The sequence below is a fragment of the Thermosynechococcus sp. QS41 genome (assembly GCF_031583515.1).
Taxonomy (GTDB): Bacteria; Cyanobacteriota; Cyanobacteriia; order Thermosynechococcales; family Thermosynechococcaceae; genus Thermosynechococcus.
Genome location: NZ_CP134181.1, coordinates 490,706 through 516,996 on the forward strand (window position 1 = coordinate 490,706; position 26,291 = coordinate 516,996).

A 26,291-nucleotide genomic window follows, 5' to 3' on the forward strand; every position below is an offset into this window, starting at 1 on the left:
ACCTTATAACGGTTTTGTTTGGTGATCGCGGTTGTGACCTCCTCTTCTTTGCCAATTGTTTTGGGTGTAACGGGTGCATCGGGTCTCATTTACGCAGTGCGTGCCATTAAATTTCTATTACAGGCGGACTATCCTATTCAATTAGTGGCATCAAAGGCCGTGCACCAGGTGTGGCAAGCAGAATATGGCCTCACCCTGCCGATTCAGCCCGAGAAGCAGGAACTGTTTTGGCGCCAACAAGCCCAAGTCTGGACGGGATCCCTCACCTGTCACCGACCCACGGATGTGGCAGCGGCGATCGCCAGCGGTTCCTTTCGCACCTTGGGCATGGTGATTCTGCCCTGTAGTATGAGTACGGTCGCTAAGTTGGCGGCAGGACTGAGTTCGGATCTCCTAGAGCGGGTGGCCGATGTCCACCTCAAGGAACACCGTCCGTTGGTGCTGGTGCCCCGCGAAACGCCTTTTAGTCTCATTCATCTGCAAAACCTCACCCAATTGGCAATGGCCGGGGCGCGAATTGTACCCGCCATCCCTGCATGGTATCACCGGCCGCAGACCATTGAGGATCTAGTGGATTTTGTCATCGCCCGTGCCCTTGATCAGTTAGGGTTAGATTGTGTGCCGCTGCAACGTTGGCAAGGACCCCTTTCCTAATGCGCGCTTGGATTTATCTGGGGGCGATCGCCCTGCTCAGTACACTGGTCGTCCAAAATTGGCAGCCGCTGGTCTCGCTGCGCTTTTTGGGACAGCAAACTCCGGCGCTCCCCCTTGCCGCTTGGCTTGTGGTGGCAGCCCTCTCAGGAATCGTGGCGGGGCAGTGTTTACTCTGGCTAACCGCAGAAGCGCCAGTAGCGCGGCCAACCCCGCGATCGCAACCCCCTGAACCAGAACTGGATGCCTCGATGCGTCCGCCGGAGGATGAACCAGAGATCGATACCAGCGATGTGGAGGATTGGTTTAGCGAGCCTGAGCCAGCCCCCCGCGAACCAGAGATTCAAGATCGCCCCCGCACGACCTACTCGTACCAATATCGCCCTTCCCGCAAAACCACCGCCAAAGCCCCGCCACCCCCAGAAGAGGTTGTGGATGCCGAATACCGCATTCTGACGCCGCCACCCCCCAAGGACGCTCCCCCAGAGGATGAAGAAGACTGGGATATTCCCCTATGATCAAAGGCGTTGCCATCGGAGGAACAGCTTGTGAAAGTTGCCGTGGTTGGTGCCACAGGTCGCACGGGTCATCGCATTGTGAGTGCCCTACAAGCGTCTGAGCATCAGGCGATCGCTGTTGTGCGCAATCCCGCCAAAGCCCAAGGGCGCTGGCCAACGGTAGAGATTCGCACCGCTGATGTGACCCAGCCGCAGACGCTACCCCCAGCGCTCAAAGAGTGTGAAGCAGTCATCTGTGCCACGGGAGCCAGCCCCAGCCTCAACCCCTTGGAACCCCTAAGTGTGGATTATCTGGGCACCAAGAATCTGGTGGATGCCGCCAAAGCTGCCCATGTGCAGCAGTTTATTCTCGTCTCGTCGCTGTGTGTCTCGCAATTTTTCCATCCCCTGAATCTTTTTTGGCTGATTTTGTATTGGAAGCAGCAGGCAGAACGTTATCTCCAAGAAAGCGGTCTAACTTACACGATTGTGCGGCCGGGGGGTCTGAAGGAAACCGATGACGGTGGCTTTCCGATCATTGCCCCAGCGGATACCCTCTTTGAGGGGAGTATCGCGCGATCGCGGGTGGCGGAAATCTGTGTGGCAGCCTTGGGCGAGCCGAGTGCCTACAACAAAATTTTTGAGGTGGTCAGCCGTCCTGATCAAACCCCAGCCGCCTATCCAGAGTTATTCCGCTCAATTGCGGCAGTGTGAGGATCAGTTGGTGCGGTTTTCCCGTTGGTTGCTGGCGATCGCTCTTCTAGTGGGCATGGGCTATTTCTTTTTTGGGTCGCGTTCAAGTGCCCTCTGGTGGTACTGGTACCGCTGGCAGCCGGGTCAAATTGCCCCCTTAGTCATGCAGGGGGGTGATCCCTATGTACGGGCACTGATGCGCACCATTTCTGCCAGTGAGGCCAACGACGCCAATCCCTACACCCTGCTCTATGGTGGCGAACACGTCCAAGACCTCAGCCAGCATCCCGATCGCTGTATTCCCATTCGCCGCGGTCCCAATCAGCACCTATGTACCACCGCCGCAGGCCGCTATCAATTTCTCACCACCACTTGGGAAGAAAAAGCCGCCCGCTATCATCCCCAACCGCCGAGCTGGTTTTGGCAGGGCTATAGCTTTGCCCCAGAGTATCAAGATCAGGTGGTCTATCGCTGGCTGACAGATCCGGCCGCTTGGAATGCCGATATTCCCCAACTCTTGCGGGAGGGACGTGTACAGGAAGTTTTTGCCCTACTGTCGGATACGTGGACTAGTCTGGGCTACGGCCTTGAAAGCAACCTGATCACACCCCACCTCGAAGAGATTTACCAGCAACTGTTGGCTCAAGAATTAGCCGCCTCCCAGACTGCACACTCTCCGGGGAGGGATGCGTTACGCTAGTCAATTTTCTCTGCCGACGGATCTATTCGAGTGCCCCAATTTCTGATTCTTGCGTAGAATCCCTCGGAGTCGCTCTAGAAGAGGGTTTGAGTATTTTCAGTGGCTTCGTAGAAAATGATTTGACACCCCTCGCAGGGGATCCCTCGGAACAGGGGGTTGCAATCCGCTCAGGGAGAGGCTATATTGAAGATGCTCTTGCTTCCCTTCGGGGAAGTAGATTAAATGGAAACTTAAAGCCTTTGCCTTGCGTACTAGTGCCTTGTCTTTCTTGCTTCCCTTCGGGGAAGTAGATTAAATGGAAACAGGTAACAGAGTTCTAACTCCAAAGAAATGGGCTTGACTTGCTTCCCTTCGGGGAAGTAGATTAAATGGAAACAAGTTTTTTGTCTTGTTCGAACAAATATCTTTGCATCTTGTTCTTGCTTCCCTTCGGGGAAGTAGATTAAATGGAAACACCAATTGTTTATAACACACCTTTTTATTCCATAGGAACTTGCTTCCCTTCGGGGAAGTAGATTAAATGGAAACAACAATGTTTTCCATTTCTCGGAATAGCCGAGAATGGGCTTGCTTCCCTTCGGGGAAGTAGATTAAATGGAAACTACTTACTTAATTCAAAAGTTAAGAGAAAAAGAACGAAGAACTTGCTTCCCTTCGGGGAAGTAGATTAAATGGAAACTCCTCCTTAAAAACAACAAAAAGTACCAATAAAAAAACTTGCTTCCCTTCGGGGAAGTAGATTAAATGGAAACTTTGCAACCCTGCGTTTGTTGCGCTTATTCTTCATAAAACTTGCTTCCCTTCGGGGAAGTAGATTAAATGGAAACACCCACAAGACTAAATCTTGTTGGGGCTTGGAGAATTTACCTTGCTTCCCTTCGGGGAAGTAGATTAAATGGAAACAACAAGAACAGAGAAATACTGTCATCAAAAACAGGCTGAGTACTCAGTTTTTTGAAGGGGGGTGTTGAATTCTATTTTTTCTGCACCCCTAATTTTTTTGTCGCAAGAAGTGTCAAGGCCGAGCTGTCAGTTCCATCCGTGAGCAAAGGGCTGTACCGCTCCCGGAGAGATTAAAATCAGAAAAACCCTCTGGTGCAAATCGGCTGGCCTTGGTGGATGTCTATGTCGTTTCTTGAGTATCTCCATGCAGAACCGCGGCGCGTCATTGTCTTTGATGGCGCAATGGGCACGAATCTTCAGGCGCAAAACCTGACGGCAGAGGACTTTGGGGGCAAGGCGTACGAAGGCTGCAATGAATACTTGGTCATCAGCAAGCCAGAGGCGGTGGCCAAGGTGCATCGGGACTTTTTGGCAGCAGGCGCCGATGTCATTGAAACAAATACCTTTGGAGCCTCCTCCGTTGTTCTCAGTGAATACAATTTGGGCGATCGCGCCTACGAAATTAGCAAGAAAGCCGCCGAACTGGCCAAGTCCGTGGCCGCTGAATTTAGCACCCCCGAAAAACCCCGCTTTGTCGCTGGCTCAATGGGGCCTGGTACCAAACTCCCCACCCTTGGCCACATCGACTACGACACCCTCTACACAGCTTTTCGCGAACAAGCGGCGGGTCTCTTTGATGGCGGGGTTGACCTATTTATTATTGAAACCTGCCAAGACGTGCTGCAAATCAAGGCGGCACTCAATGGGGTAATGGCCGTCTTTCGGGAGCGGGGAGAACGCCGCCCTCTCATGGTCTCCGTGACGATGGAGCAGCAGGGCACGATGCTGGTTGGCTCGGAAATTGGTGCTGCCCTGACGATTCTGGAACCCTATCCCATTGATATTTTGGGACTCAACTGCGCCACAGGGCCTGACCTGATGACGGAGCATATCCGCTACCTCTCGCAGCACTCCCCCTTTGTGATTTCCTGCATTCCCAACGCCGGCTTGCCTGAGAACATTGGTGGTTGTGCCTACTACAAATTAACACCGATGGAACTGCGGCTGGCTCTGACCCGCTTTGTCGAGGACTTTGGGGTGCAAGTGATTGGCGGCTGTTGCGGCACTCGACCGGATCACATTGCTGCCCTTGCCGAAATTGCTGCCACCCTGACCCCCAAGGCGCGATCGCCCCAACGGATTCCCGCGGCTGCCTCGATCTACAGCCCGCAGCCCTACGACCAAGAGAATTCCTTCCTGATTATTGGTGAGCGGCTCAATGCCAGTGGCTCGAAAAAATGCCGCGATCTCCTCAATGCCGAAGACTGGGATGGCCTCGTTGCCCTTGCCCGTGCCCAAGTGCGTGAAGGTGCCCACATCCTTGATGTCAACGTGGACTATGTGGGGCGCGATGGCGTGCGGGATATGCACGAGTTGGTGTCGCGGTTGGTTACCAATGTCACCCTGCCCCTGATGCTTGACTCCACTGAATGGCAAAAAATGGAAGCGGGGCTAAAGGTGGCTGGCGGGAAATGCCTGCTCAACTCCACCAACTTTGAGGATGGTGAACCCCGTTTTTATAAGGTCTTGGAACTGGCAAAAACCTACGGCGCTGGCGTTGTGGTCGGCACGATTGATGAAGAGGGGATGGCACGAACGGCTGAGAAGAAGTTTGCCATTGCTGAACGGGCTTATAAAGCCGCCCTTGACTACGGCATTCCCCCCTACGAGATTTTCTTTGACCCTTTGGCACTGCCGATTTCCACAGGGATTGAGGAGGATCGGGTCAACGGACGTGAAACCATTGCCGCCATTCGCCGTATCCGCGCTGAACTGCCGAACTGTCATATTTTGCTGGGGGTCTCGAATATCTCCTTTGGGTTAAATCCAGCGGCGCGGCAAGTCCTGAACTCGATGTTTCTCCATGAGGCGATGCAGGCGGGCATGGATGCTGCCATTGTCAGTGCTGCCAAGATTCTGCCCTTGGCGAAAATTGAGCCAGAGCACCAAGAAGTGTGCCGTGATCTGATCTATGATCGGCGGCGATTTGAGGGGGACGTGTGTGTCTATGACCCCCTTGCGGAACTGACCCGTCTCTTTGAGGGCAAAACCACCCAACCGGATCGCTCGCAGATGGAGAACCTGCCCATTGAGGAGCGGCTAAAGCGCCACATTATTGATGGCGATCGCCTGGGGCTGGAGGACACCCTCGCCAAAGCCCTTGAAACCTATGCTCCCCTTGAAATTATCAATACCTTCTTGCTCGATGGCATGAAGGTGGTGGGTGAACGCTTTGGCGCTGGGCAGATGCAACTGCCCTTTGTTTTGCAGTCCGCAGAAACGATGAAGGCCGCCGTCGCCTACCTCGAACCCTTTATGGAGAAATCTGCCACGGGGGACACCGCCAAGGGCACTGTCGTTATTGCCACGGTGAAGGGGGATGTCCATGATATTGGCAAAAACTTGGTGGATATTATCCTCACCAACAATGGCTATCGGGTGATTAACTTGGGGATTAAGCAACCCGTTGAAAATATCATCCAAGCCTATGAGGAGCATCAGGCAGACTGCATTGCCATGAGCGGCCTCTTGGTGAAATCCACCGCCTTTATGAAGGAGAATCTGGAGGTCTTTAATGAGCGGAGCATTACCGTTCCCGTGATTCTGGGGGGGGCGGCCCTCACACCCAAATTTGTCTACGAGGATTGCCGCGCCACCTACCACGGTCAAGTGATCTATGGCAAGGATGCCTTTGCCGATTTGCATTTTATGGATCGGTTGATGAGAGCCAAGGCCGCAGGGCAGTGGGACGATCGCCAAGGATTTTTGGATGGCACAACGGTCTCTCCCCCAGAGGCAGAGGCCACACCGGCGATCGCCCCCGAACCCCCCTTGGTGACTGAACCCGAAACGCCAGAAGTAGTAGATACACGCCGTTCTGAAGCTGTTGCGGTGGAGATTCCCCGCCCCACACCCCCCTTCTGGGGCATTCGTCACCTCAAGGCGGATCAGATTCCCCTTTCTGAGGTCTTTGCCTATCTGGATCTCCAAGCCCTGATTGCGGGTCAGTGGCAGTTTCGCAAACCCAAGGATCAAGACCGTGCCACCTATGATGCCTTCCTTGCCGAGAAGGTTTATCCCATCCTTGAGGAGTGGAAACAGCGCATCCTTGCGGAAAACCTACTCCATCCTGAACTGATTTATGGCTACTTCCCCTGCCAAAGTGAGGGTAACACGGTCTATATCTACGATCCGCAGCGGGTTGGTGACAAAAGTGCCTGCGTCCCTGAGCGGGCGATCGCCCAGTTTACCTTCCCCCGCCAAAAGAGTGGCCGCCGCCTCTGTATTGCCGACTTTTTTGCCCCTGCGGCATCGGGCATCATTGATGTCTTTCCCATGCAAGCGGTGACCGTTGGTGAAATTGCTACCCAAGTGGCGCAGGAGCTATTTGCGGCCAATCAATACAGTGACTACCTCTACTTCCACGGCATGGCGGTGCAAACGGCGGAAGCCCTCGCAGAGTGGTGTCATGCCCGCATTCGCCGTGAATTGGGCTGCACTCCCGATCCAGAGTCGATTCGCGATATTCTTGCCCAGCGCTACCAAGGCTCCCGCTATAGCTTTGGCTATCCTGCCTGCCCCAATATGCAGGATCAATATACGCAACTGCGACTCCTCGAGAGCGATCGCATGGGGATGTATATGGACGAGAGTGAACAACTCTACCCTGAGCAATCCACCACGGCGATCATCTGCTACCATCCCACCGCCAAGTATTTCAGCGTCTAAGCCTCAGCTTTCTTCGTGCTAAAACTAATCATTCAAAAGACGGTGCCATGGGTACACCAAGGGCATCCCCTAAACAGGCACCCAATAATCCATTGACAACGTATTCAGCATTCATAGGGAGCAACCAGATCGGATTTTTCAAGAGTTCTCAAGAATTCTTATCACCCTAGGTACCCCATATTTTACTTATCACCCTAGGTACCCCATATTTTAGAAAAGAACTGTCGCGATCGCCCCAATGATAAACTGCAAACGAAAGAGTGTCGGAGATGCCCTCGGTGACGCGCCCAAAAATGATTGTTCTAGATGATGACCCCACCGGTTCGCAGACAGTTCACAGTTGCCTGCTGTTGACCCGCTGGGATGTGGATACCCTCTGTCGTGGCCTCACCGATCCTGTGCCCATTTTCTTTATCCTCACCAATACCCGTGCTTTGCCACCAGAAATCGCAGCGGAGGTCACGCGCACCGTTTGCTGTCATTTGAAGGCGGCGATCGCCCAAACTGGTACCACCGATTACATGGTTGTCAGCCGTTCCGACTCCACCCTCCGCGGCCACTATCCTCTGGAAACCGATGTGATTGCCGCTGAACTGGGACCCTTTGATGCCCATTTTCTGGTGCCTGCCTTTTTAGAGGGGGGGCGCATTACCCGTGATAGCCAGCACTATCTGCTTGTTGCAGGTCAGCCGGTGCCCGTTCATGAAACGGAGTTTGCCCGCGATTCCGTCTTTGGCTATCACCACAGCTACTTACCCGACTATGTGGCCGAAAAGACCCAAGGGCGCATCCCTGCCGCAGCCGTAGAGCGTTTTGTCCTTGCCGATGTGCGCAATCCAGAGACCCTGCGCAGCCGCTTGAGTCAGTTACAAGGCAATGTCTGCGGGGTGGTGGATGCTGAGAGCCAAGAAGATTTAGACCAGTTTGCAGCAGCAGTGCTTGAGCTTGCCAGTCAAGGAAAACGCTTTTTGTTCCGCAGTGCTGCCAGTTTGCTCACGGCCTTAGCGCAGCTGCCGCCCCAGCCCACCCCCCCAGAGGCAATGGCTGCCTATTGCCGCCCTAGCCGCTATGGTGCGATTTTGGTGGGTTCCCATGTCCGCAAAACCACTGAACAACTGACCGCTTTGCTGGAGGAACCCGATGTGTTTCCCATTGAAGTGCCCGTGGCTCGATTGCGCGACAGTGGGGCGGCTGAACCTGACATCATCAACGAAGTCTTGGCGGCAGTGGATCAGGCGATCGCCAGTGAGAAAACCCCCGTCATCTTTACCAGTCGTGAGGAACTCACCTTCGCGGATGCAGCGACACGGTTAGCCTTTGGGCAGCGAGTCTCGGAAGTGCTGATGGCGATCGTCCAGCAGTTGCCCGCCGATTTGCGCTACCTGATCAGCAAGGGGGGCATCACCTCCAACGATGTCCTCAGCAAAGGGTTAAACCTAGCCACCGTTCGCCTCTTGGGGCAAGTGATTCCCGGCTGCTCCGTGGTGCGCACAGGTGCTGATCATCCCCGTTTTCCCGAATTACCAGTGGTGCTGTTCCCCGGCAATGTCGGCGATCGCGCAGCCCTGTGCACGGTCTATCATCGCTTTCAGGGCAATGGCACCGCAGTTTAGGAATTTTTACTTAGTGGCTTGAATCTGGCTGAGTGCAGGGTTTAGAATGCAGTTGTAACAATAATAAACAATTTTTAATCTTTCCCGATAAGTGAATGAGCTTAGTCAACACGGTTGGGGTTCGATCAACGGTATGGCGCTGGCTGCTGCCTGTCTTGGTCGTGCTGGTAATGGGCAGCGGTTGGGGGGTTTCTCTGCTGTTGCCCCTGCGGGACCCTTACATTCAATCGGTACGGGCGGCGGTGGGCGATCCCAATCGCGGCGAGCAAATTTTTATTCTCAACTGTGCGGCTTGTCATGGCATTGATGGCAAGGGCGAAGTGGGTCCTAGCCTTGTGCAGATTAGCCACCGCCGATCGCAAGCAAAGCTCATCCAGCAAATTATTAGCGGCGATACCCCTCCCATGCCCAAGTTTCAAGCCCAACCCCAAGACATGGCCGACCTATTAAGCTACTTGAAGACACTCTAAAACTTTTGACAAAAATCTCACAGGGGAAGCCAGTATATTAAATTGAAAATTGTGCTACCAGAATTACGAATTTCGAGCATTCTTTGGTGGGAATGGAAGAAGCCTTTGCGGTGGGCGATCGCGTTCGCCTTGTGGAACTGCCCCCCTATGTGAAAACAGCGGAGCCAATGCCAATGTTGCGTCCCGCCAGTATCCTCACCCTCGGTGAAGAGGGGGTGATCCTCGGCCAGCAAGCGGGGAACTATTGGGTCGTGCGCCTAGAGCGGGGTGCCTTTTTGCTGGAAGCCAAGTATCTCAAACGGCTGTAGTGCCTTCGCTGCTATGGCTCCGCTGCTGTCCCTGTGCATGATTGTCAAAAACGAAGCCCATCAATTACGGCGCTGCTTGCAGTCGGTGCAGCCTTGGGTGGATGAAATCATTGTTGTGGACACGGGTTCCACCGATGAGACGATCGCCATTGCCCGCGAGTTTACCCCCCATGTCCACGCCGTTGTCTGGCAAGCAGATTTTGCTGCCGCCCGCAATGCCTCCCTAGCCCATGCAAGCGGGGAGTGGGTCTTTTACATTGATGCCGATGAGGAATTGGTGGTTACAGATCCCCAATGGCGAGACCAGTTGAGCGCTGAAAGTGGGGATGCCATCAATCAGTGGAGTCTGCTGCGCCGTGAACAGGCGAGCGATCGCAACTGGAGTGAGTTTTGGAATGTCCGCTTTGGCCGCCGCTTCCCTGATCTCCATTTCGCCGGGGCACTCCATGAGCAACTCTATTACCGCGAACGCCCAGCGGTGGTGGGTCAATTGCAGGGGGTCTATCTCATTCACCACAGCCAACAGACGCCAGATCAGTTTCTGGCAAAGCTTCGCGATCGCAACATTCCGATTTTGGAAAAAATGGTGCAGCAGGGCGATCGCCGACTGCAAAACTTGGTGTGTCTTGGGGATCACTATGCCGCCTGTGGCGATGGCGATCGCGCCCAAGCTTGGTATGAACAAGCCCTTGAGCAAATTGCCCCTGCCGTCGAACAGGGAGTTTTGCCGAAGGACACCACATGGCTGCGTCATCTCCTTTTTTGGGTGAGCTACCGCGCCTTTGAGGCCAAGGACTACGAAACGGCTCAGTATTACCTCAGCTATGGCCTACGCTTCTTTGAACGCTATCCGCCCCTACTCTATGTTGCCGGACTCCTCATCTTTGAATTGGGCTTGCATCGGGGGGCACTGCCCTACTTTCACCGCTGTTTAGAGCTTTTTGAGCAGGGAACCTACGATCGCGCTGAACCCTTCGATCGCCAGTGGATGACCACTCAACCCGCCTATAGTCTAGGTTTTACCTACATGACCCTTCAGGAGCGCGATCGCGCCATCGCCTATTTTCAAAAGACCCTTGAATTTAACCCTGACTATTCCCCTGCGCAGATGTACCTGCAACAACTGTTGACGGCATCGGCAAATCAAGGGTGATGCAAGTTCCCGCCCCTGCTGCCGAGCGAATCCAGTGCTCAACGCCTTGCGGCCTGTGCTCAACGCCTTACGGCATCAGAGGTAGAGGCACATTCTTGTTTCAACTTATTACTTGCCAAAAACCTAGCGTGCTCAACGCCTTACGGCATCAGAGGTAGAGGCACAATAAAAGAGGTTTCTGGTTCTTTTCTTACTTGCTGTGCTCAACGCCTTACGGCATCAGAGGTAGAGGCACCCCTCTGCCCCTGCCCTCTGCCCTCTGCCCTCTGGTGCTCAACGCCTTACGGCATCAGAGGTAGAGGCACGGCAACATTGGCGTCTCATAACCCCAATCAATGCCGTGCTCAACGCCTTACGGCATCAGAGGTAGAGGCACTTGTACTCATCTCTTTCATTGCAAAAGCTGAACTGTGCTCAACGCCTTACGGCATCAGAGGTAGAGGCACTGCAGAAAGCGGCAACAAAGCATCCAAAAGAAGTTGTGCTCAACGCCTTACGGCATCAGAGGTAGAGGCACAACATTAGTTTTGCCAATGCCTACGGAAAACGCGTGCTCAACGCCTTACGGCATCAGAGGTAGAGGCACATTTCTGCGTCGTCCCTGCGTCATTCCTGCGTCATGTGCTCAACGCCTTACGGCATCAGAGGTAGAGGCACACCCCCTGAGAAGGTCAGTGCACCAAGTCCCCAATTGTGCTCAACGCCTTACGGCATCAGAGGTAGAGGCACACACGCTCCCTACTTTGGATGAATACTTGGAAAAGTGCTCAACGCCTTACGGCATCAGAGGTAGAGGCACAGCTTTTAGGATTGTGTTTAGGGTTACTCAAAAAGTGCTCAACGCCTTACGGCATCAGAGGTAGAGGCACAACCTGTAATTCCCGATCTATTAAAAAACTATATTGTGCTCAACGCCTTACGGCATCAGAGGTAGAGGCACCCGATGCTTATATTGAGCATATGCGGCAATTGGCGGTGCTCAACGCCTTACGGCATCAGAGGTAGAGGCACCCTAGCCTAATTTTCTAGGCGATTATTTTATTTGTGCTCAACGCCTTACGGCATCAGAGGTAGAGGCACTGTTAAACCCTCATTTGTTTATTTAGGAGACGGGTGCTCAACGCCTTACGGCATCAGAGGTAGAGGCACATAATTTATCTATGTTAGACATAGTCACCGCTATCGTGCTCAACGCCTTACGGCATCAGAGGTAGAGGCACAATGGAAGGTCAGAGACCCTTATCTTCCCGAGATCGTGCTCAACGCCTTACGGCATCAGAGGTAGAGGCACATCTTTAACTTCTGCAGTTACTTCTGGAGTGAACTCGTGCTCAACGCCTTACGGCATCAGAGGTAGAGGCACGCAGTAAGTTTAGATGTTTGTAAGCATTTGGGTTGTGCTCAACGCCTTACGGCATCAGAGGTAGAGGCACGCGAAGATGGTACGTTTGTCAGTACGCTGACATGTGCTCAACGCCTTACGGCATCAGAGGTAGAGGCACCTTTAATCTGTTTAACAATTGCCTCTACTGTAGTGCTCAACGCCTTACGGCATCAGAGGTAGAGGCACGAGAAGCCACAACAAGAACGAGAAGCCACGGCAAGCGTGCTCAACGCCTTACGGCATCAGAGGTAGAGGCACTGTAAAAGCTTAATAACTTCTGTAAAATGTTTTACGTGCTCAACGCCTTACGGCATCAGAGGTAGAGGCACGGTCGTTTTGGTCGTTCTGGTCGCGGTCTCGGCGTGCTCAACGCCTTACGGCATCAGAGGTAGAGGCACAGAAGTGGCAACCCAGTTTTGCTTGGAGCGTGAATGTGCTCAACGCCTTACGGCATCAGAGGTAGAGGCACTTTTTTGATTAACATACTCTAAAATTTGCTTCTCAAGGTGCTCAACGCCTTACGGCATCAGAGGTAGAGGCACATTTCAGGCGACCAATCGACAGATTGCCAATGCTGTGCTCAACGCCTTACGGCATCAGAGGTAGAGGCACTCAAATCTTTAAACTGTTGTTTTTCTCGCTCTTGCAGTGCTCAACGCCTTACGGCATCAGAGGTAGAGGCACAAGAAATCCAAGATCTTGCTTGCAATAATTACTTGTGCTCAACGCCTTACGGCATCAGAGGTAGAGGCACTTGATTCAGAAATCAGCATCTCAAAACCTTTACAAGTGCTCAACGCCTTACGGCATCAGAGGTAGAGGCACACTGCCCTAAGTGAGGAAAGACTGCCCACTGCCGTGCTCAACGCCTTACGGCATCAGAGGTAGAGGCACGTGAAAATTTGATGCGCGAAATCGCGCGTCAAGTTGGTGCTCAACGCCTTACGGCATCAGAGGTAGAGGCACAAAAGATTTAAGCTAGGATTAAAGTTACCTAGACCGTGCTCAACGCCTTACGGCATCAGAGGTAGAGGCACGTAGGGAAATCAGCAAACTCCATACCTTGAAAAATATAGTGCTCAACGCCTTACGGCATCAGAGGTAGAGGCACAGGGAGCCTAAGAGGGCTCCCGTTGCGATCTATTGCGTGCTCAACGCCTTACGGCATCAGAGGTAGAGGCACCGATCGCTGGTGGTTGCTACGAAGACTGATCTCGTGCTCAACGCCTTACGGCATCAGAGGTAGAGGCACGACTACGCCTAGGCTAGCCTAAAATTTTCGCAACGTGTGCTCAACGCCTTACGGCATCAGAGGTAGAGGCACTTCGTGCTCTAGTTGATTTTGCACTGGAGAAATGGAAGTGCTCAACGCCTTACGGCATCAGAGGTAGAGGCACATAAAGGTGGTGCACGAGTACTTTCTTTCATACTTAACGTGCTCAACGCCTTACGGCATCAGAGGTAGAGGCACAGCCAGCAAAGGCATTATTGTCGCTAATTCCCCTGGTGCTCAACGCCTTACGGCATCAGAGGTAGAGGCACAATTGGACGGGGCTCTATTATTTGCCCGATAAATAGTGCTCAACGCCTTACGGCATCAGAGGTAGAGGCACCTTCTAATTTTGTATTTGTATATTTACGTGTAGCGGGGTGCTCAACGCCTTACGGCATCAGAGGTAGAGGCACATACGCAAAGAAAGAAGATATTACAACAAAAGCTTGTGCTCAACGCCTTACGGCATCAGAGGTAGAGGCACCGCCAATTCCAGCGCCGCCTAACGCAGCTTTTCGTGCTCAACGCCTTACGGCATCAGAGGTAGAGGCACAGCGGCGCCCTAGAAATGCCTCTAGGACTAGCTTAGCACAGTCACTTTTCAAGCACCTCTGGCACTTGGTTTTTTTGTGACTGTAAAATTTTTAGCCTCGGCCAGTATTCAGTTGTCAATCCCGCTCTGGGGAATAGGTTCAGAGATTTTCAAGCACCTCTAAATCTAACAAAAACTCTCAAACCTAGTCAAGGGGCTGTATTTGAATATCGGTGCGTTCGGAGAATATTTGAGTCCAGAGGTGCTTGCATGCGCCACAATCTTGGACAAAACTCAGCTGGCATTCTCTGGGGTCTCGCAAATTTTAGTGCTGCTGACCCGTCAGCAAGAGAAAGATTAACTGCTCTTAGCAAAACTGCAAAGCAATTGTCCCAGCGCCTCAGCGTTCTTTCTTGTGCCCCTATTCCAGAAAAGAGCAGGTTGGCAGTTTGTTAGGATCAAGGGGAAGTGAAGCGGTTGAACACTATGGCGCTGCTGGGACAGTCCGCAGTAGAATTGAAAGCATGGGTCGAAGCCCAAGGGCAGCCTAGCTATCGGGCACAACAACTCCATCAGTGGCTCTATCAAAAGGGGGCGCGATCGCTCCAAGAGATTACAGTTTTTCCCAAGCAGTGGCGTGACGCCCTTGCTGAGGTAGAAATTGGCCGCTCTCAAGTTCGCTATCGCCATGATGCCCAAGATGGCACTGTGAAGCTTCTGTTGACCTTAGCTGATGGCGAAACCATTGAAACGGTGGGCATTCCCAGTGGCGATCGCCTGACGGTGTGTGTATCTTCCCAAGTGGGTTGCCCCATGGCCTGTGATTTTTGTGCCACGGGCAAAGGGGGCTATCGCCGCAATCTGGGTTGCCATGAAATCGTCGATCAGGTGCTAACGATCCAGAGTGAAATGAGGCGGCGCGTCAGCCATGTGGTGTTTATGGGTATGGGAGAGCCACTCTTAAACTTAGCGGCTGTTATCCCAGCAGTCACCTGCTTGAATCGCGATATTGGCATTGGTCAGCGGCACATTACCCTCTCAACGGTTGGTATTCCCCAACAAATTCAGCGACTGGCACAATATCAGTTGCAAATCACCCTTGCCGTCAGCCTCCATGCCCCCAACCAAGCCCTACGGCAGCAGCTCATTCCCAGCGCCAAGCACTATCCCCTCAGCCAACTGATTGCCGATTGTCGTGCCTATGTGCAGCAAACGGGGCGCCGCGTCACCTTTGAATATACGGTTCTGGCGGGGGTCAACGATCGCCCCCAGCATGCTAAGGAACTGGCGCAGCTATTGCGGGGCTTTCAAAGCCATGTAAACCTGATTCCCTACAATCCCATTGCAGAAGCAGCCTATCAGCGTCCCAGTGATCAGCAATTGCGACAATTTTTGGCTCAACTGCACGCCCTAGGCATAACCGCGAGCATCCGGCGATCGCGGGGATTGGATCGGCAAGCCGCCTGTGGTCAACTGCGCCAAGCCCAACTCAGTGCCTAAACATTTTTTGCTATCATGATTTTCTAATTCGTGTAATTCCTATCACATTTTGAATGAAGCCAGAGCTTTGGTTCATTGCTCCTGTTAGCGCGATCGCCCTCGGTGGTATTGCCACACTAATTCAACCCCAACAACCCTTAGCAACCCTTTTAGGGAGTGGCATCGGTGCCCTTGCGGGTGCACCCCTCATTGAAAAGAACCAACGCCGTAGCGATCGCCTGCTTCGAGACATTCACACCGTCCTCTCCTCCTCCCCAGAGACCACCGAACTCAAAGCACTTCTGCTGCGAGAACTGGAGCAACAACGCCGACAACTCACTGACCTTGAACAGCAACTGCACCAAGCACTTCCTGAAGCCCTGCACCCGATTCTCCACGAGATCGCCCAGACACGGCAAACCCTCACGGACAATCTAAGGGACGCCTCCCCACTAGCTGCCCAGCAACTTGAACCGCTCATTGAAGCCATTCATGCCCAGAGTGCGGCTCTGCAAACCATTCAAACCCTTCTGCAAAGACCCCAACCCCCAGCAACCACCCTAAAAACCGCTGTCCTCTACGACATTGAGAACTTAGTCTTTAACCAAGGGCAGCGACTAGACCCCGCCCAAGTGAATGAGCTTGTTTCCCTAGACAACGTTCTGGAGGCAATTAAAAGCACTATTGATCTGGGGGAAATTGCCATCCAGCGTGCCTATGGAAACTGGCAAAATCAAATTCTCCAAGCCCTCAACGCTCAACTGGAGCGATCGCAAATCGAGCGGGTTGGCGTCTATGGTCGCAATCACAATCAGCGTAATGCAGCGGACATTCAACTTGCCCTTGATGCCATTGATCTAGCCTACCAACATCCCGACATCAATACTTTTGTGCTCATCTCCGGGGATGGTGGCTTTGGCTCCATTGCCCTGCGCCTGCGGGATTACGGTAAAACCGTGATTGGCTGTGCCTACCGTAACGCCGCCAGTGATAGCTTTCAGCGGGTGTGCCACCAATTTATTTTCCTTGAGAATCCCTTCATTCAGTCCGACCCCGCCACCAATGGCAGAAACGGCACGCCTCCCCCGCGTCAACCCAATCGAGAAAATCGCACCGCGCCATCCTCACCTCGGCGTCTTCCCATTGAGCCGTTGAACTATGAACAAATTCCGCCATCGGCGATTCAACAACGGGAAACTGAAAAACTTTTGGAGCTATTCTCCTACTACACCACTGATGCAACAAGACGGCGAGAATTGGCTAGGGGTATGGTCTTTAATACCGTATTTTTAGAAATGAGATCCGTTGCCCCCCAATTGGATCCGCTGCGATTTGGCTTTTGCAAGCCCTCTGAATTAGTGGCCTACTTAACCACACACCATCAGTTACAAATTGGCGTTGCGGTGAATGGTCAATTGGGTAGAACGATTCTCTGCTGGCGCAATAACCTACCTGAGCGCTACACCCTGCGCACCTCCAGTCCCCAAACCATTCACACCGTCTCGATCTACCGTGGTATCTTTGCCGATGAAGTGGCGGCAGATTTTTTACTGACTCAGGTGGGACAGTGGTTAATTGCCCATCGTCCCCGCAATGCCCCTTTTGAGAGAATGATAAATATTATTCTTGAGCAAGCTCGTCGGCAGCAGCAGCGCATTGGTCAGCAGGGGATTAAGCGGGCGATCGCCAACTATGTCAAAGCGGGCATTCTAACACGAACAGGGAACACCCTCACCCTCAACCCCGCCATCACGGACTTTTCTAGTTTGGCGATCGAGCTACAAATTCGCTTTCGCCAAGCCGTGGTAGAACGCCTCAGCAAGATTGGTGAAACCATCAATGAGCAGGTCTTTGCCCAAGCGGTTCCCCTCAAGCCTCTACAACTACCGACTGCGAACAACCCAACCTAGGATGCAGATGGTGGCTCAATCTGACTGGGCAGTTCTAGACAGTAGCCAGCCCCATAGACGGTTTTGATATAGCGCGGATTCCGCGGATCCGGTTCTAGTTTTGTCCGCAGGTGACGCACATGGACGCGGATAGTTTCAATATCATCATCGGGGTCATAGCCCCAGACTTCCTTGAGAATTTCACTGGGGGAGACCGTTTGGCCATGGCGTTGCAGCAGGCAGTGCAGGAGTTCAAATTCAAGGCGCGTCAGCTTAATAATTTTGCCAAACCAAGAGACCTCAAATCGTTCAGGCACTAGTGTCAATGGCCCATAGCTGAGGATTTCGCGATGGCCTGCCGTGGCGGGAATGCGATCGGCGCGGCGCAAGAGGGCGCGTACCCGAGCCAGCATTTCCTCCAATTCAAAGGGCTTGGTGAGATAGTCATCGGCACCGGCATTAAATCCTTCCACTTTATTATGGGTTTGGCTGAGGGCCGTCAACATCAAAATCGGAATATCTTGAGTACGGGGATCGCGGCGCAGGCGTTGGCAAATTGTAAAGCCATCCACTTGGGGCAACATCAGGTCAAGGAGAATCAGATCGGGAGAGAGTTGCACGGCGAGGGCTTGCCCTTGCATCCCATCTAAGGACTTTGTGACCTCGTAGCCCGCCATTTGCAGGTTAATTGCCAAAACGTCAGCGATCGCAGGGTCATCATCAATGATTAAGATGCGGGGCTTCATAAAATTGACAGTACTCAATCCTCACGGGCGGCCAACTACCGCTTCTGAGAGAATTATAAACATGGCAGCAAAAACCTTAAGACTTTGTTGAGTTTCTTTAGATTTTCTGAATATTTGACACCAATCTAGGGATACAGAACTTACTCTAAAATAAGGGATACCTCCAGCAGATCAGAGGCTATCCTGCATCAACTTGTCCAGTGCTGAGCGTGGCCAATCTATAGGACACTGAACAATCGAGAATTGGCCTAGACCACTTTCTAATCAGCACTTGGCGCAGTCTGAAACCCAGTTCTAGGCTGGCATTACGCGCAGCAAGCTAAACCGGAATTACGTTCATGCCGCGAGCTTTATGCGGTCTTCAGCGGATTTTCTACAAACCTAGGCTATACTTTGGGAATGCAACTTTTGGGCAGAAACGATGATCCTGTCCTGACTTTTGCGAACTGCTCACTCATGTAATGCTGTGGTTTGGATCGAATATGCTTGCTCCCATTCTTGTGGCACAAGCCGCTCTAGCAACTCCACCCCAACATTCATCCACCGTTGTACAGGAATATTCGCCTCGCTCGAATGTTGTTGTTCAGGCCAATGCGGTACCCGTCAACGTTCCACCCCCTGAAGTCCCTTCCCCACCCGCTGCAACGGCCTACGTCACACCCACCAATTTTGCCTATTTTCCCCAAGACATTCGTCCACTCCCCGGCCAATTAGATGATGTGCCGGTCTTTAACAGCAACAGTCCAGAGATGGTGCGTTCTGAGGGGATTCTCCTCTCCACCTTTCCACCCCACGGGAAATGGCAACCGGCGGCTCACCTCAACTATCCCTTAGAGGGGCGCTTTGATGTCTTTGCCCACCACATTACCCAATCCAATCGGGCGGTGAGTACGCCAACCCTCTATTTGGGGCTGCTGGCCTATAACCCAACGGATCGCTATGTCACGGTGAGATTTCATCAAGCCGCTAGTTTTTTAAGTACGCCAGATGCTCCCTTCCGCAATTTGCCCGCCATGCTCGATAACCCCACGGGCTTTGTTTTTTCAGGGCCTGGGAGTCGCGTCACCAACCAAGTGCTGCGGGGGGTACGGCAGACGTTCTTTCCCTCACAGATAACCATTCCCCCTCGCGAAGCGCGGATGCTGGCGAATTTGCCGCTGCCGTTGCCCACTCAATTTCCCAATGCGGTACTCAATCGGGTTCGGGCAGAGTTTATGCTCAATGCCGATGGCAGCGTCGGCCCCAAGTTACCCCTAATCCCGGATACAAATCCCTTTGGTGAGGTCTCCTCCTCCAATGGCCGTTCCACCCTGATGTATTTAGAAAGTAGTGGCCCGATTTACTTAGCGCAAATGTCAATGTTTGCCCGCATGAACGAGCAGGGCACCGAACGGGCACCCACCCTAGAGGAATGGTGGGCAATGCTCCATCGCGGTCAACTGGTTACCCCCCGCGACATTCCACCCACGCCCCCCAATAGTGGTCAGTTTGGGCGCTTCTTTTATGGCCGTGTGGCCGGTGTCAGTCAAGGCTCTCGCTGGCAAGCCACCCTCACCGATGGCCAAAGCCATGGACAGGCTTTAACGATTCCGGCACCGGGGCGAGCCATCTCCTATGGCATTAGTACGCTGCACCGCGGCACCCTTGGCACGGGTCAAATTCAAAGTGCCCCCATGTTGGTACGCTATCCAGACACCGCCTACTACGCCCATGGCAATTATGGTGTTCACTATAGTTTGACCTTGCCCTTGGTCAACAATACCCGTCAGTTCCAGTCGGTGGTGCTAACGCTGCAAACCCCTCTCAAACAAGATCACCGCAGTGTCGTCCTCCAATTTTTGGAACCCCCGGCTCCCCAAGTGTTTTTCCGGGGAACGGTGCGTGTTCGCTTTACAGATGATTTAGGACAGAGGCAAGAGCGCTATGTCCACTTGGTACAGCGGCGGGGTCAGCGGGGAGAACCATTAGTGACATTAAATATGCGTCCAAGTGAAAAACGGGATGTTATTGTGGATCTACTCTACCCACCCGATGCCACCCCACCCCAAGTGCTGACAGTAGCGACATTGCTTGGTCCTAGCTATGAGAACACGACTCAAGTGCCGGCCGCTCCCAATTCTTTGTCCCTCACACCCGTGACGACACCCTAGGAGTGACGAGAGTGGGCGATCGCGCCGCGTGGCCAAAGGACAATCGCCTTGTTCTCATTGGGGATGTCCACGGTCACTATGAAGGCCTGTGCCGTTTACTGGATCTCATCTCACCTCGGGTGGGCGATCGCCTGTACTTTCTTGGCGACCTTGTGGATCGAGGGCCGAGTAGTGCCGCTGTCGTGGAATTAGTGCGCCAGTGTGGCTATGGTGCTGTGCGCGGCAACCACGAAGACATGATGCTCCTCACCTTCGAGGGCAAACAAATCAATGCCGCGCGGCTCTTTGTCTGGTGCAATAGTGGTGGCGATGAGACCCTTGCCAGCTACACCTCCACAGAGTTGCTTTGGCAGCACCTCGACTGGCTGCACAGAGTACCTTTTTATCAGGATTTGGGAACGGTGTTTATCGTCCATGCGGGGCTTGATCCAACACTACCCCTAGTGCAGCAAACCAGTAAAGAGTGCTGCTGGATCCGCGAGTCGTTTTTAGGCCACCCCATCCCCTACTTTGTGGATAAAACAATTGTGGTCGGCCACACGATTACCTTTACGTTTCCCAATGTCGAAGCAGGACAAATCGTGCGGGGTGCTGGCTGGATAGACATTGAAACCGGTGCTTATCATCGCCGCAGTGGTTGGTTGACGGCGCTGGATTGGACGAATCAATGGGTCTATCAAGTGAATGTCCTCTACGGCGGTACCCGCCAAGGGGAACTGGAAACATTCCTTGTGGATTTGGCAGATTTCTCTTGGAGCACGAGCTAGCGCTGGCGCCATGCCGACCACAAAAGACACGCAATGCCGATATTAATGGCAATATCCGCCACGTTAAAGACGGGAAATTGAATCCAGCGAAAATCCAAGAAGTCAACGACTTCGCCCGTGAGAAAGCGATCAATGCCATTGCCTAAGGCGCCACCCAGTAAACAGCCATAGCCCACTTGCTGCCAGCGATCTAATCTCGGACCGAGCACCGCCCAAGTGATCAGACCCAAGCTCACGATGAGAGACAGCCAGCGCAACCAGACACTGCCATTGGCAAAGAGGCTAAAGGCCGCCCCAGTATTTGTAACGTAGGTAATGTGAAAGACACCGGGGATAATGGGCGTTGTTTGCGGCGGCACTGTTAGGGCATAGGTGGCCACAATCCATGCTTTCGTCAGGCGATCGCTAATTAAGGCGAGGCCAGCCGCCCACCAAAAAAGGGGATTCTTGATCTTGAGCCGCTTACTGCTCATCCCACAGGACTAAGGGCGGCCACTGAGACCCGTGCCGCCACCTGTTGGGCGATCGCCCGTAGGGCTTGAGCCGAAGCAGACTGCGGATCCGCAATGAGAATCGGTTGACCCAAATCTCCCCCTTCCCGCACGGGCAATTCCAAGGGCACCTGTCCTAAAAGGGGTACACCCATTTCCGCCGCCAAGGCTTCACCGCCCCCACTGCCAAAAATGTCATAGCGACGATTGGGCAAATCAGGGGGAATAAAGTAGCTCATATTTTCCACCAGCCCAAGGACCGTGACTCCCAACTGCTGAAACATCCGCAATCCCCGCCGCGCATCCCCAAGGGCAACAGGTTGGGGCGTTGTTACAATCACTACACCTGCCATTGGTACCGCTTGCGCCAGTGTGAGTTGGGCATCCCCAGTGCCGGGGGGCAAATCCACAATCAGATAGTCCAATGCGCCCCAATCGCTTTGGTAGAGAAATTGGCGAATAATGCCATTGAGCATGGGACCGCGCCAAATGACCGGCTGATCACGATCAATCAGGAAGGCCATCGACACCACTTTCAAACCATGAGCTACCGGAGGTAACAGGACATCGCCTCTGGCTTCCTTGCGCACTTCGACAATGGCATCCTCTAGCCCCAGCATCGTGGGAACATTCGGCCCATAGATATCCGCATCAATAATGCCAACGGCAGCCCCCGCTTGGGCAAGGGCAAGGGCTAAATTCACCGCAACGGTACTTTTGCCGACCCCCCCTTTACCACTGGAGACGGCAATAATGTTCTTGACTCCTGCTACATCGGTGCGATCGGGCAGGCTCTTTTGCTGCGGCGTTTCAGCGGTAACCGCCACTTGCACATCCATCACCCCCGGCAGAGTAAAGACGGCCTTCTTGCAATCCTCGACAATAAATTCCCGTAGGGGGCAAGCCGGGGTTGTCAGCACCAGTGTAAAGCGAACCGTGCCATCCTCAATGGCAACATCGCGGATCATGTTGAGTTCCACTAGCGATCGCCGTAACTCGGGATCTTCCACAGGACGGAGAACGGCCAACACAGACTCAACAGTAAGGGGGGCACTCATGCAGGTGATTCGTTACATTCGCTACTTAGATAGCGATCGTACCACCGTTGGGCAGATTCCTCCGCCAGCCACAGCAGCGATACAGCCAACGATGCAAGCCAAGACCGCTCTCAGACAGGATCACACCCCCATTTGCCTACACCATATTTCAGAAAAGGGCGGTATTCTGGAAAGTATTAGCCATTTGGGATCAGAAGGATTGCAACGTTGACTCACTCCACCCTCCACCAACCCGCCACAGCCGCCGGCCAAGGCCTGCAACGCCAACTTATTGTCATTCTTGATTTTGGGTCGCAATACTCGGAACTCATTGCCCGCCGCATTCGTGAGACGCAAGTCTATTCCGAGGTCATTTCCTACCGCACCACTGCTGAGCAACTTGCCCAATTAGCCCCCAAGGGCATCATTCTCTCCGGTGGCCCCAACTCCGTCTATGACGAGAATGCTCCCCAATGTGATCCAGAAATTTGGAACCTCGGCATTCCCATCCTTGGCGTGTGCTATGGCATGCAACTGATGGTGCAACAGTTGGGGGGAACTGTGGAGCGAGCCACCGCTGGCGAGTATGGCAAGGCAGCGCTCTTTATTGACGACCCCACGGATCTGCTCACGAATGTTGAGCAAGAAACAATTATGTGGATGAGTCATGGTGATAGCGTCACCGAGTTGCCCCCCGGTTTTCGCGTCTTGGCGCATACCCACAATACGCCAATGGCAGCGATCGCCCATCCAGAGCGGAAACTCTATGGCGTTCAGTTCCACCCAGAGGTGGTGCACTCCGTGGGCGGTATTGCCCTGATCCGCAACTTTGTCTATCACATCTGCGATTGTGAACCCACTTGGACAACGGCTGCCTTTGTCGAAGAAGCGATCCGTGAAGTGCGCGCCAAAGTGGGGGACAAACGGGTACTCCTTGCCCTATCGGGGGGGGTGGATTCCTCGACACTGGCCTTTTTGCTCCACCGCGCCATTGGCGATCAACTCACCTGTATGTTCATTGACCAAGGGTTCATGCGCAAAGGCGAACCGGAGCGACTCCTCAAGCTCTTTCAAGAGCAGTTTCACATCAAGGTGGAGTACGTCAATGCCCGCGATCGCTTCCTTGCCCAACTGGTGGGCGTCACAGACCCCGAAGAAAAGCGCAAACGCATTGGCCATGAATTTATCCGCGTTTTTGAAGAAGAGTCGCAGCGGCTAGGACCTTTTGACTACCTTGCTCAGGGCACGCTGTATCCCGATGTCATTGAATCGGCAAATACCAACATTGACCCGCAAACTGGCGAGCGCGTAGCGGTGAAAATCAAGAGCCACCACAATGTGGGCGGTCTGCCGGAGAACCTGCGCTTTAAGCTGGTGGAACCCCTGCGCAAGCTCTTCAAGGATGAAGTGCGCCAAGTGGGGCGATCGCTGGGTCTGCCCGAAGAAATTGTGCGGCGGCATCCTTTTCCCGGTCCCGGTTTAGCGATTCGGATTCTGGGGGAAGTGACCCCGGAACGCCTAGAGATTCTGCGGGATGCGGATCTGATTGTGCGGCAGGAAATTAACCGCGCCGAGATGTACCACGACTTTTGGCAAGCCTTTGCGGTGCTGCTGCCGATTCGCACTGTGGGGGTAATGGGCGATCAGCGAACCTATGCCTATCCAGTGGTGCTGCGGTTTGTCACCAGTGAAGATGGAATGACCGCTGATTGGGCACGGGTGCCCTACGATCTCCTCGAGCGCATTTCCAACCGCATTGTCAACGAGGTGCCGGGGGTGAATCGGGTGGTCTATGACATTACCTCCAAGCCACCGGGAACCATTGAGTGGGAATAAATTTGCCAGAAAGGGGAGCGATCGGTTTAACTGGGAGAGATGGTGGTGTGAGTGATGTGGCATGAATGGCAAATGGACGCTGGCCCTTGGCTTTAGTGCAGGTGTATGGCTGCCCCTCGCGGCAACGGCGCAATCTAGCCCGCCCCAATGGCAAATTGAGGCTCGGCCAATAACTCACCCCACCTTTGAAGTGGCACCAACGGTGGAAGCACTGCCCCAATGGCAAGCCGTTCCCGAACCTAGGGGCGATCGCCCGTGGCAGCCAGCAACGCCAGAAGAACTGGCGCAACCCATTTTGCCCCCTGTAGCTGAGCAGGCACCGACACCCGTCATTGCCGAGGAACCCCAGTATCGCATTCCTCCCTTAATGCGTCCGCCCACCCGTCTCTTTAACTTGGAGACTGCCAATATCCTGCCGGAGCAAACCCTTGAACTACGGGGGGGAATTCGCAACTATGATCCCCAAGTGGCTGGGGGCGGCGGCGGTCTGCAAATTTTCTATGGCTCCATTGACTATGCGATCAATCATCGCTTGCAAGTGAGCTTTAGTGGCAATTACTACGACGATCCCTTGGGACGCTTGGTGAAGGGGCTACAGCCCGACCTTCAGTTTGGGGCGATCGCTGCTGGTCTCAAATATCAAGTGCATCGCGGCGAGAATCTATCGGTGGCTGTGGCTGGCTCCCTAGAGGCAGTACGGGTGCGATCGGACAATTTCCTCTTTGTGCCGGGTGCTGCCCAAGCAGGTACTTGGACGGTTGCCGCCTCATTGCAAGCGCCAATGACCTATTCCTTTAATCCCCAGTTGCAGTGGCACTTTACGCCCAACCTCACCTATTTTCCCGACACAGTGAACAAGGGAGGGGAATTTTACGGCACGAACTTCAACTTTGGCACAGGCATCAGTTGGCAGCCCCATCCTCGCTTTAATCTTTTTGCCGATGTCAATATGCCCGTCGGTCCGGGGGGCAATGCCGTGCGCAGTAGCGATGGCGCGATCGTCAACCTGCCCGTGTGGAGTGCCGGTGTGCGCTTTCTAGTGAACCCTTCAGTGAGTATTGATTTGGCAGCCACCAACGCCTTTGGCATTACACCTGCAAGTCGTACCTTGGCTTTTTTGCCCGGTGCGGATCAAGTGGGTGTCATGGCGGGATTAAGCTATACCCCCAATATGGGGCCTGATTTTGCGCCACCCTTTTTGCCCAGTTTTCGCAGTGGGCCGCGGCAACCCCTCACGGATCGCGATCGCCAGCTTTTACTCAATGGCCTCACCCTTACCTCCCCCAGCACCCTTGATCCGGGGATGCTGCACCTGCGGGGCAATAGCGGCACCACAGGAACCGGTTTTCAAGTGGGCTTTGGTCTTGCCTACGATGCCCAATTTGCCATTGCCATTGAACAGTGGGAACGCGGCGAAACCCTCATCGAAAACATCAACTACAGCGGTAACTTGCAGTTGGGGCTAGCAGCGAAGTTGCGTTTCCTCGATCAGGCTCAAGGGGATCCCTTTTCTTTGGCCTTTCAAGGCTCATTTAATCGTGGCATTAAGCAGGGGGGAGGTGGCAGTCGTTCCCTAGGCGGCTTGGAACTGGCCTTTATGTATGAGCCAACCAAGAATGTGGCACTCCTGTTGAATCCCAAGTTGGGCATCTTTAGTCCCAGCCAAAAAATCGTCGGTGGTGTGGGGGTCGGCCTCAATGTTGAGGTAGTCCGCAACCTCCAATTCATTGCCGAAGCCACGCCGGTCTTTGGGCAAACGGGGGTCTATAGTGCCGGCTTGCGTTACGTCGTGCCCCAGTGGGGACTAGGCATTGATCTCTATGGATCAACGGCAGTCGGCAGCAGTATTCCCAATGCAGGTCTTGTCGGTCAGGGGTCGCCGGGGGTGGGGGTCAACCTCCATTGGCTGTTTGGCGGATCGCGGCCACAGGAGAATTAAAGTCATGCAAAC

At 53.6% G+C, this 26,291-nt stretch carries 19 protein-coding genes and 2 CRISPR repeat arrays; of the genes, 16 read left to right on the forward strand and 3 right to left on the reverse strand.

Translation table 11 applies throughout. From position 1 onward, the window contains the following. Positions 1 to 33 precede the first annotated feature (33 nt). The 11 genes from RHJ80_RS02280 to RHJ80_RS02330 all read left to right on the forward strand — a co-directional run bounded on the left by RHJ80_RS02280 (position 34) and on the right by RHJ80_RS02330 (position 17,334). Positions 34 to 654, forward strand: a complete 621-nt coding sequence (locus tag RHJ80_RS02280; protein ID WP_302678735.1) for a flavin prenyltransferase UbiX — start codon at positions 34 to 36, stop codon at positions 652 to 654. After that, positions 654 to 1,169, forward strand: a complete 516-nt coding sequence (locus tag RHJ80_RS02285) for a hypothetical protein (RefSeq protein ID WP_302678736.1) — start codon at positions 654 to 656, stop codon at positions 1,167 to 1,169. Before RHJ80_RS02280 ends, RHJ80_RS02285 begins: the two co-directional genes overlap by 1 nt. A 30-nt stretch (positions 1,170 to 1,199) precedes the next feature. Beyond that, positions 1,200 to 1,862 (forward strand): SDR family oxidoreductase, encoded by a 663-nt coding sequence (locus RHJ80_RS02290; RefSeq protein ID WP_286668649.1) that lies wholly within the window; start codon positions 1,200 to 1,202, stop codon positions 1,860 to 1,862. A 55-nt stretch (positions 1,863 to 1,917) separates the two neighbouring features. After that, the gene (locus RHJ80_RS02295) at positions 1,918 to 2,541 is read left to right on the forward strand and encodes a lysozyme (RefSeq protein WP_399364952.1); all 624 of its coding nucleotides are present in this window, start codon (positions 1,918 to 1,920) and stop codon (positions 2,539 to 2,541) included. A 194-nt stretch (positions 2,542 to 2,735) separates the two neighbouring features. After that, a CRISPR array of direct repeats spans positions 2,736 to 3,444; the repeat unit is 36 nt; unit sequence CTTGCTTCCCTTCGGGGAAGTAGATTAAATGGAAAC. Positions 3,445 to 3,660: 216 nt separating this feature from the next. Continuing rightward, entirely contained in the window at positions 3,661 to 7,212 is a 3,552-nt protein-coding gene (gene metH / locus RHJ80_RS02300; RefSeq protein WP_310801382.1) for a methionine synthase, read from the forward strand. 269 nt (positions 7,213 to 7,481) lie between these two features. Next, a complete protein-coding gene (locus tag RHJ80_RS02305; protein WP_310801383.1) occupies positions 7,482 to 8,825 on the forward strand; it encodes a four-carbon acid sugar kinase family protein in 1,344 nt (447 codons plus the stop codon). Positions 8,826 to 8,920: 95 nt separating this feature from the next. Continuing rightward, the gene (locus RHJ80_RS02310) at positions 8,921 to 9,295 is read left to right on the forward strand and encodes a cytochrome c (RefSeq protein WP_310801384.1); all 375 of its coding nucleotides are present in this window, start codon (positions 8,921 to 8,923) and stop codon (positions 9,293 to 9,295) included. A gap of 92 nt (positions 9,296 to 9,387) precedes the next feature. Continuing rightward, positions 9,388 to 9,603, forward strand: coding sequence for a regulatory protein SipA (gene sipA / locus RHJ80_RS02315; protein ID WP_310801385.1), 216 nt, complete (start codon positions 9,388 to 9,390; stop codon positions 9,601 to 9,603). A gap of 13 nt (positions 9,604 to 9,616) precedes the next feature. Then, positions 9,617 to 10,756: a glycosyltransferase gene (locus tag RHJ80_RS02320; protein ID WP_310801386.1), complete on the forward strand. Its 1,140-nt coding sequence runs from the start codon at positions 9,617 to 9,619 to the stop codon at positions 10,754 to 10,756. 55 nt (positions 10,757 to 10,811) lie between these two features. Further along, a CRISPR array of direct repeats spans positions 10,812 to 13,966; the repeat unit is 36 nt; unit sequence GTGCTCAACGCCTTACGGCATCAGAGGTAGAGGCAC. A 465-nt stretch (positions 13,967 to 14,431) separates the two neighbouring features. Beyond that, entirely contained in the window at positions 14,432 to 15,445 is a 1,014-nt protein-coding gene (rlmN, locus tag RHJ80_RS02325; protein ID WP_310801686.1) for a 23S rRNA (adenine(2503)-C(2))-methyltransferase RlmN, read from the forward strand. Positions 15,446 to 15,498: 53 nt separating this feature from the next. Beyond that, entirely contained in the window at positions 15,499 to 17,334 is a 1,836-nt protein-coding gene (locus RHJ80_RS02330; protein WP_310801387.1) for an NYN domain-containing protein, read from the forward strand. Here RHJ80_RS02330 and RHJ80_RS02335 read toward each other — a convergent pair. Next, positions 17,331 to 18,059: a response regulator transcription factor gene (locus tag RHJ80_RS02335; protein ID WP_206200901.1), complete on the reverse strand. Its 729-nt coding sequence runs from the start codon at positions 18,057 to 18,059 to the stop codon at positions 17,331 to 17,333. The genes RHJ80_RS02330 and RHJ80_RS02335 overlap by 4 nt on opposite strands. A 482-nt stretch (positions 18,060 to 18,541) precedes the next feature. On the opposite strand from RHJ80_RS02335, the gene RHJ80_RS02340 reads away from it, so the two are divergent. Together RHJ80_RS02340 and RHJ80_RS02345 are read left to right on the forward strand one after the other, a co-directional pair. Further along, on the forward strand, positions 18,542 to 20,209 hold the full coding sequence (locus tag RHJ80_RS02340) for a DUF3370 domain-containing protein (RefSeq protein ID WP_310801388.1): 1,668 nt from the start codon (positions 18,542 to 18,544) through the stop codon (positions 20,207 to 20,209). Positions 20,210 to 20,220: 11 nt separating this feature from the next. Next, entirely contained in the window at positions 20,221 to 20,976 is a 756-nt protein-coding gene (locus tag RHJ80_RS02345; protein WP_310801389.1) for a metallophosphoesterase, read from the forward strand. Here RHJ80_RS02345 and lspA read toward each other — a convergent pair. Both lspA and RHJ80_RS02355 read right to left on the reverse strand, forming a co-directional pair. Beyond that, positions 20,973 to 21,449: a signal peptidase II gene (gene lspA, locus RHJ80_RS02350; protein WP_310801390.1), complete on the reverse strand. Its 477-nt coding sequence runs from the start codon at positions 21,447 to 21,449 to the stop codon at positions 20,973 to 20,975. The genes RHJ80_RS02345 and lspA overlap by 4 nt on opposite strands. Next, on the reverse strand, positions 21,446 to 22,525 hold the full coding sequence (locus RHJ80_RS02355) for an Mrp/NBP35 family ATP-binding protein (RefSeq protein WP_149820305.1): 1,080 nt from the start codon (positions 22,523 to 22,525) through the stop codon (positions 21,446 to 21,448). Before RHJ80_RS02355 ends, lspA begins: the two co-directional genes overlap by 4 nt. Between RHJ80_RS02355 and RHJ80_RS02360 the strand changes: the two genes are divergently transcribed. The 3 genes from RHJ80_RS02360 to RHJ80_RS02370 all read left to right on the forward strand — a co-directional run bounded on the left by RHJ80_RS02360 (position 22,524) and on the right by RHJ80_RS02370 (position 26,279). Beyond that, positions 22,524 to 22,736 carry a hypothetical protein gene (locus RHJ80_RS02360; RefSeq protein ID WP_310801391.1) on the forward strand — a complete coding sequence of 71 codons (213 nt, stop codon included), beginning with the start codon at positions 22,524 to 22,526 and terminating at the stop codon, positions 22,734 to 22,736. The two genes, RHJ80_RS02355 and RHJ80_RS02360, sit on opposite strands and share 2 nt — an antisense overlap. Further along, positions 22,733 to 24,340: a glutamine-hydrolyzing GMP synthase gene (gene guaA, locus RHJ80_RS02365; RefSeq protein ID WP_302677225.1), complete on the forward strand. Its 1,608-nt coding sequence runs from the start codon at positions 22,733 to 22,735 to the stop codon at positions 24,338 to 24,340. Before RHJ80_RS02360 ends, guaA begins: the two co-directional genes overlap by 4 nt. Positions 24,341 to 24,401: 61 nt before the next feature. Continuing rightward, complete coding sequence (locus RHJ80_RS02370; RefSeq protein ID WP_206200906.1) at positions 24,402 to 26,279, forward strand: hypothetical protein; 1,878 nt, start codon at positions 24,402 to 24,404, stop codon at positions 26,277 to 26,279. Positions 26,280 to 26,291: the final 12 nt, after the last annotated feature.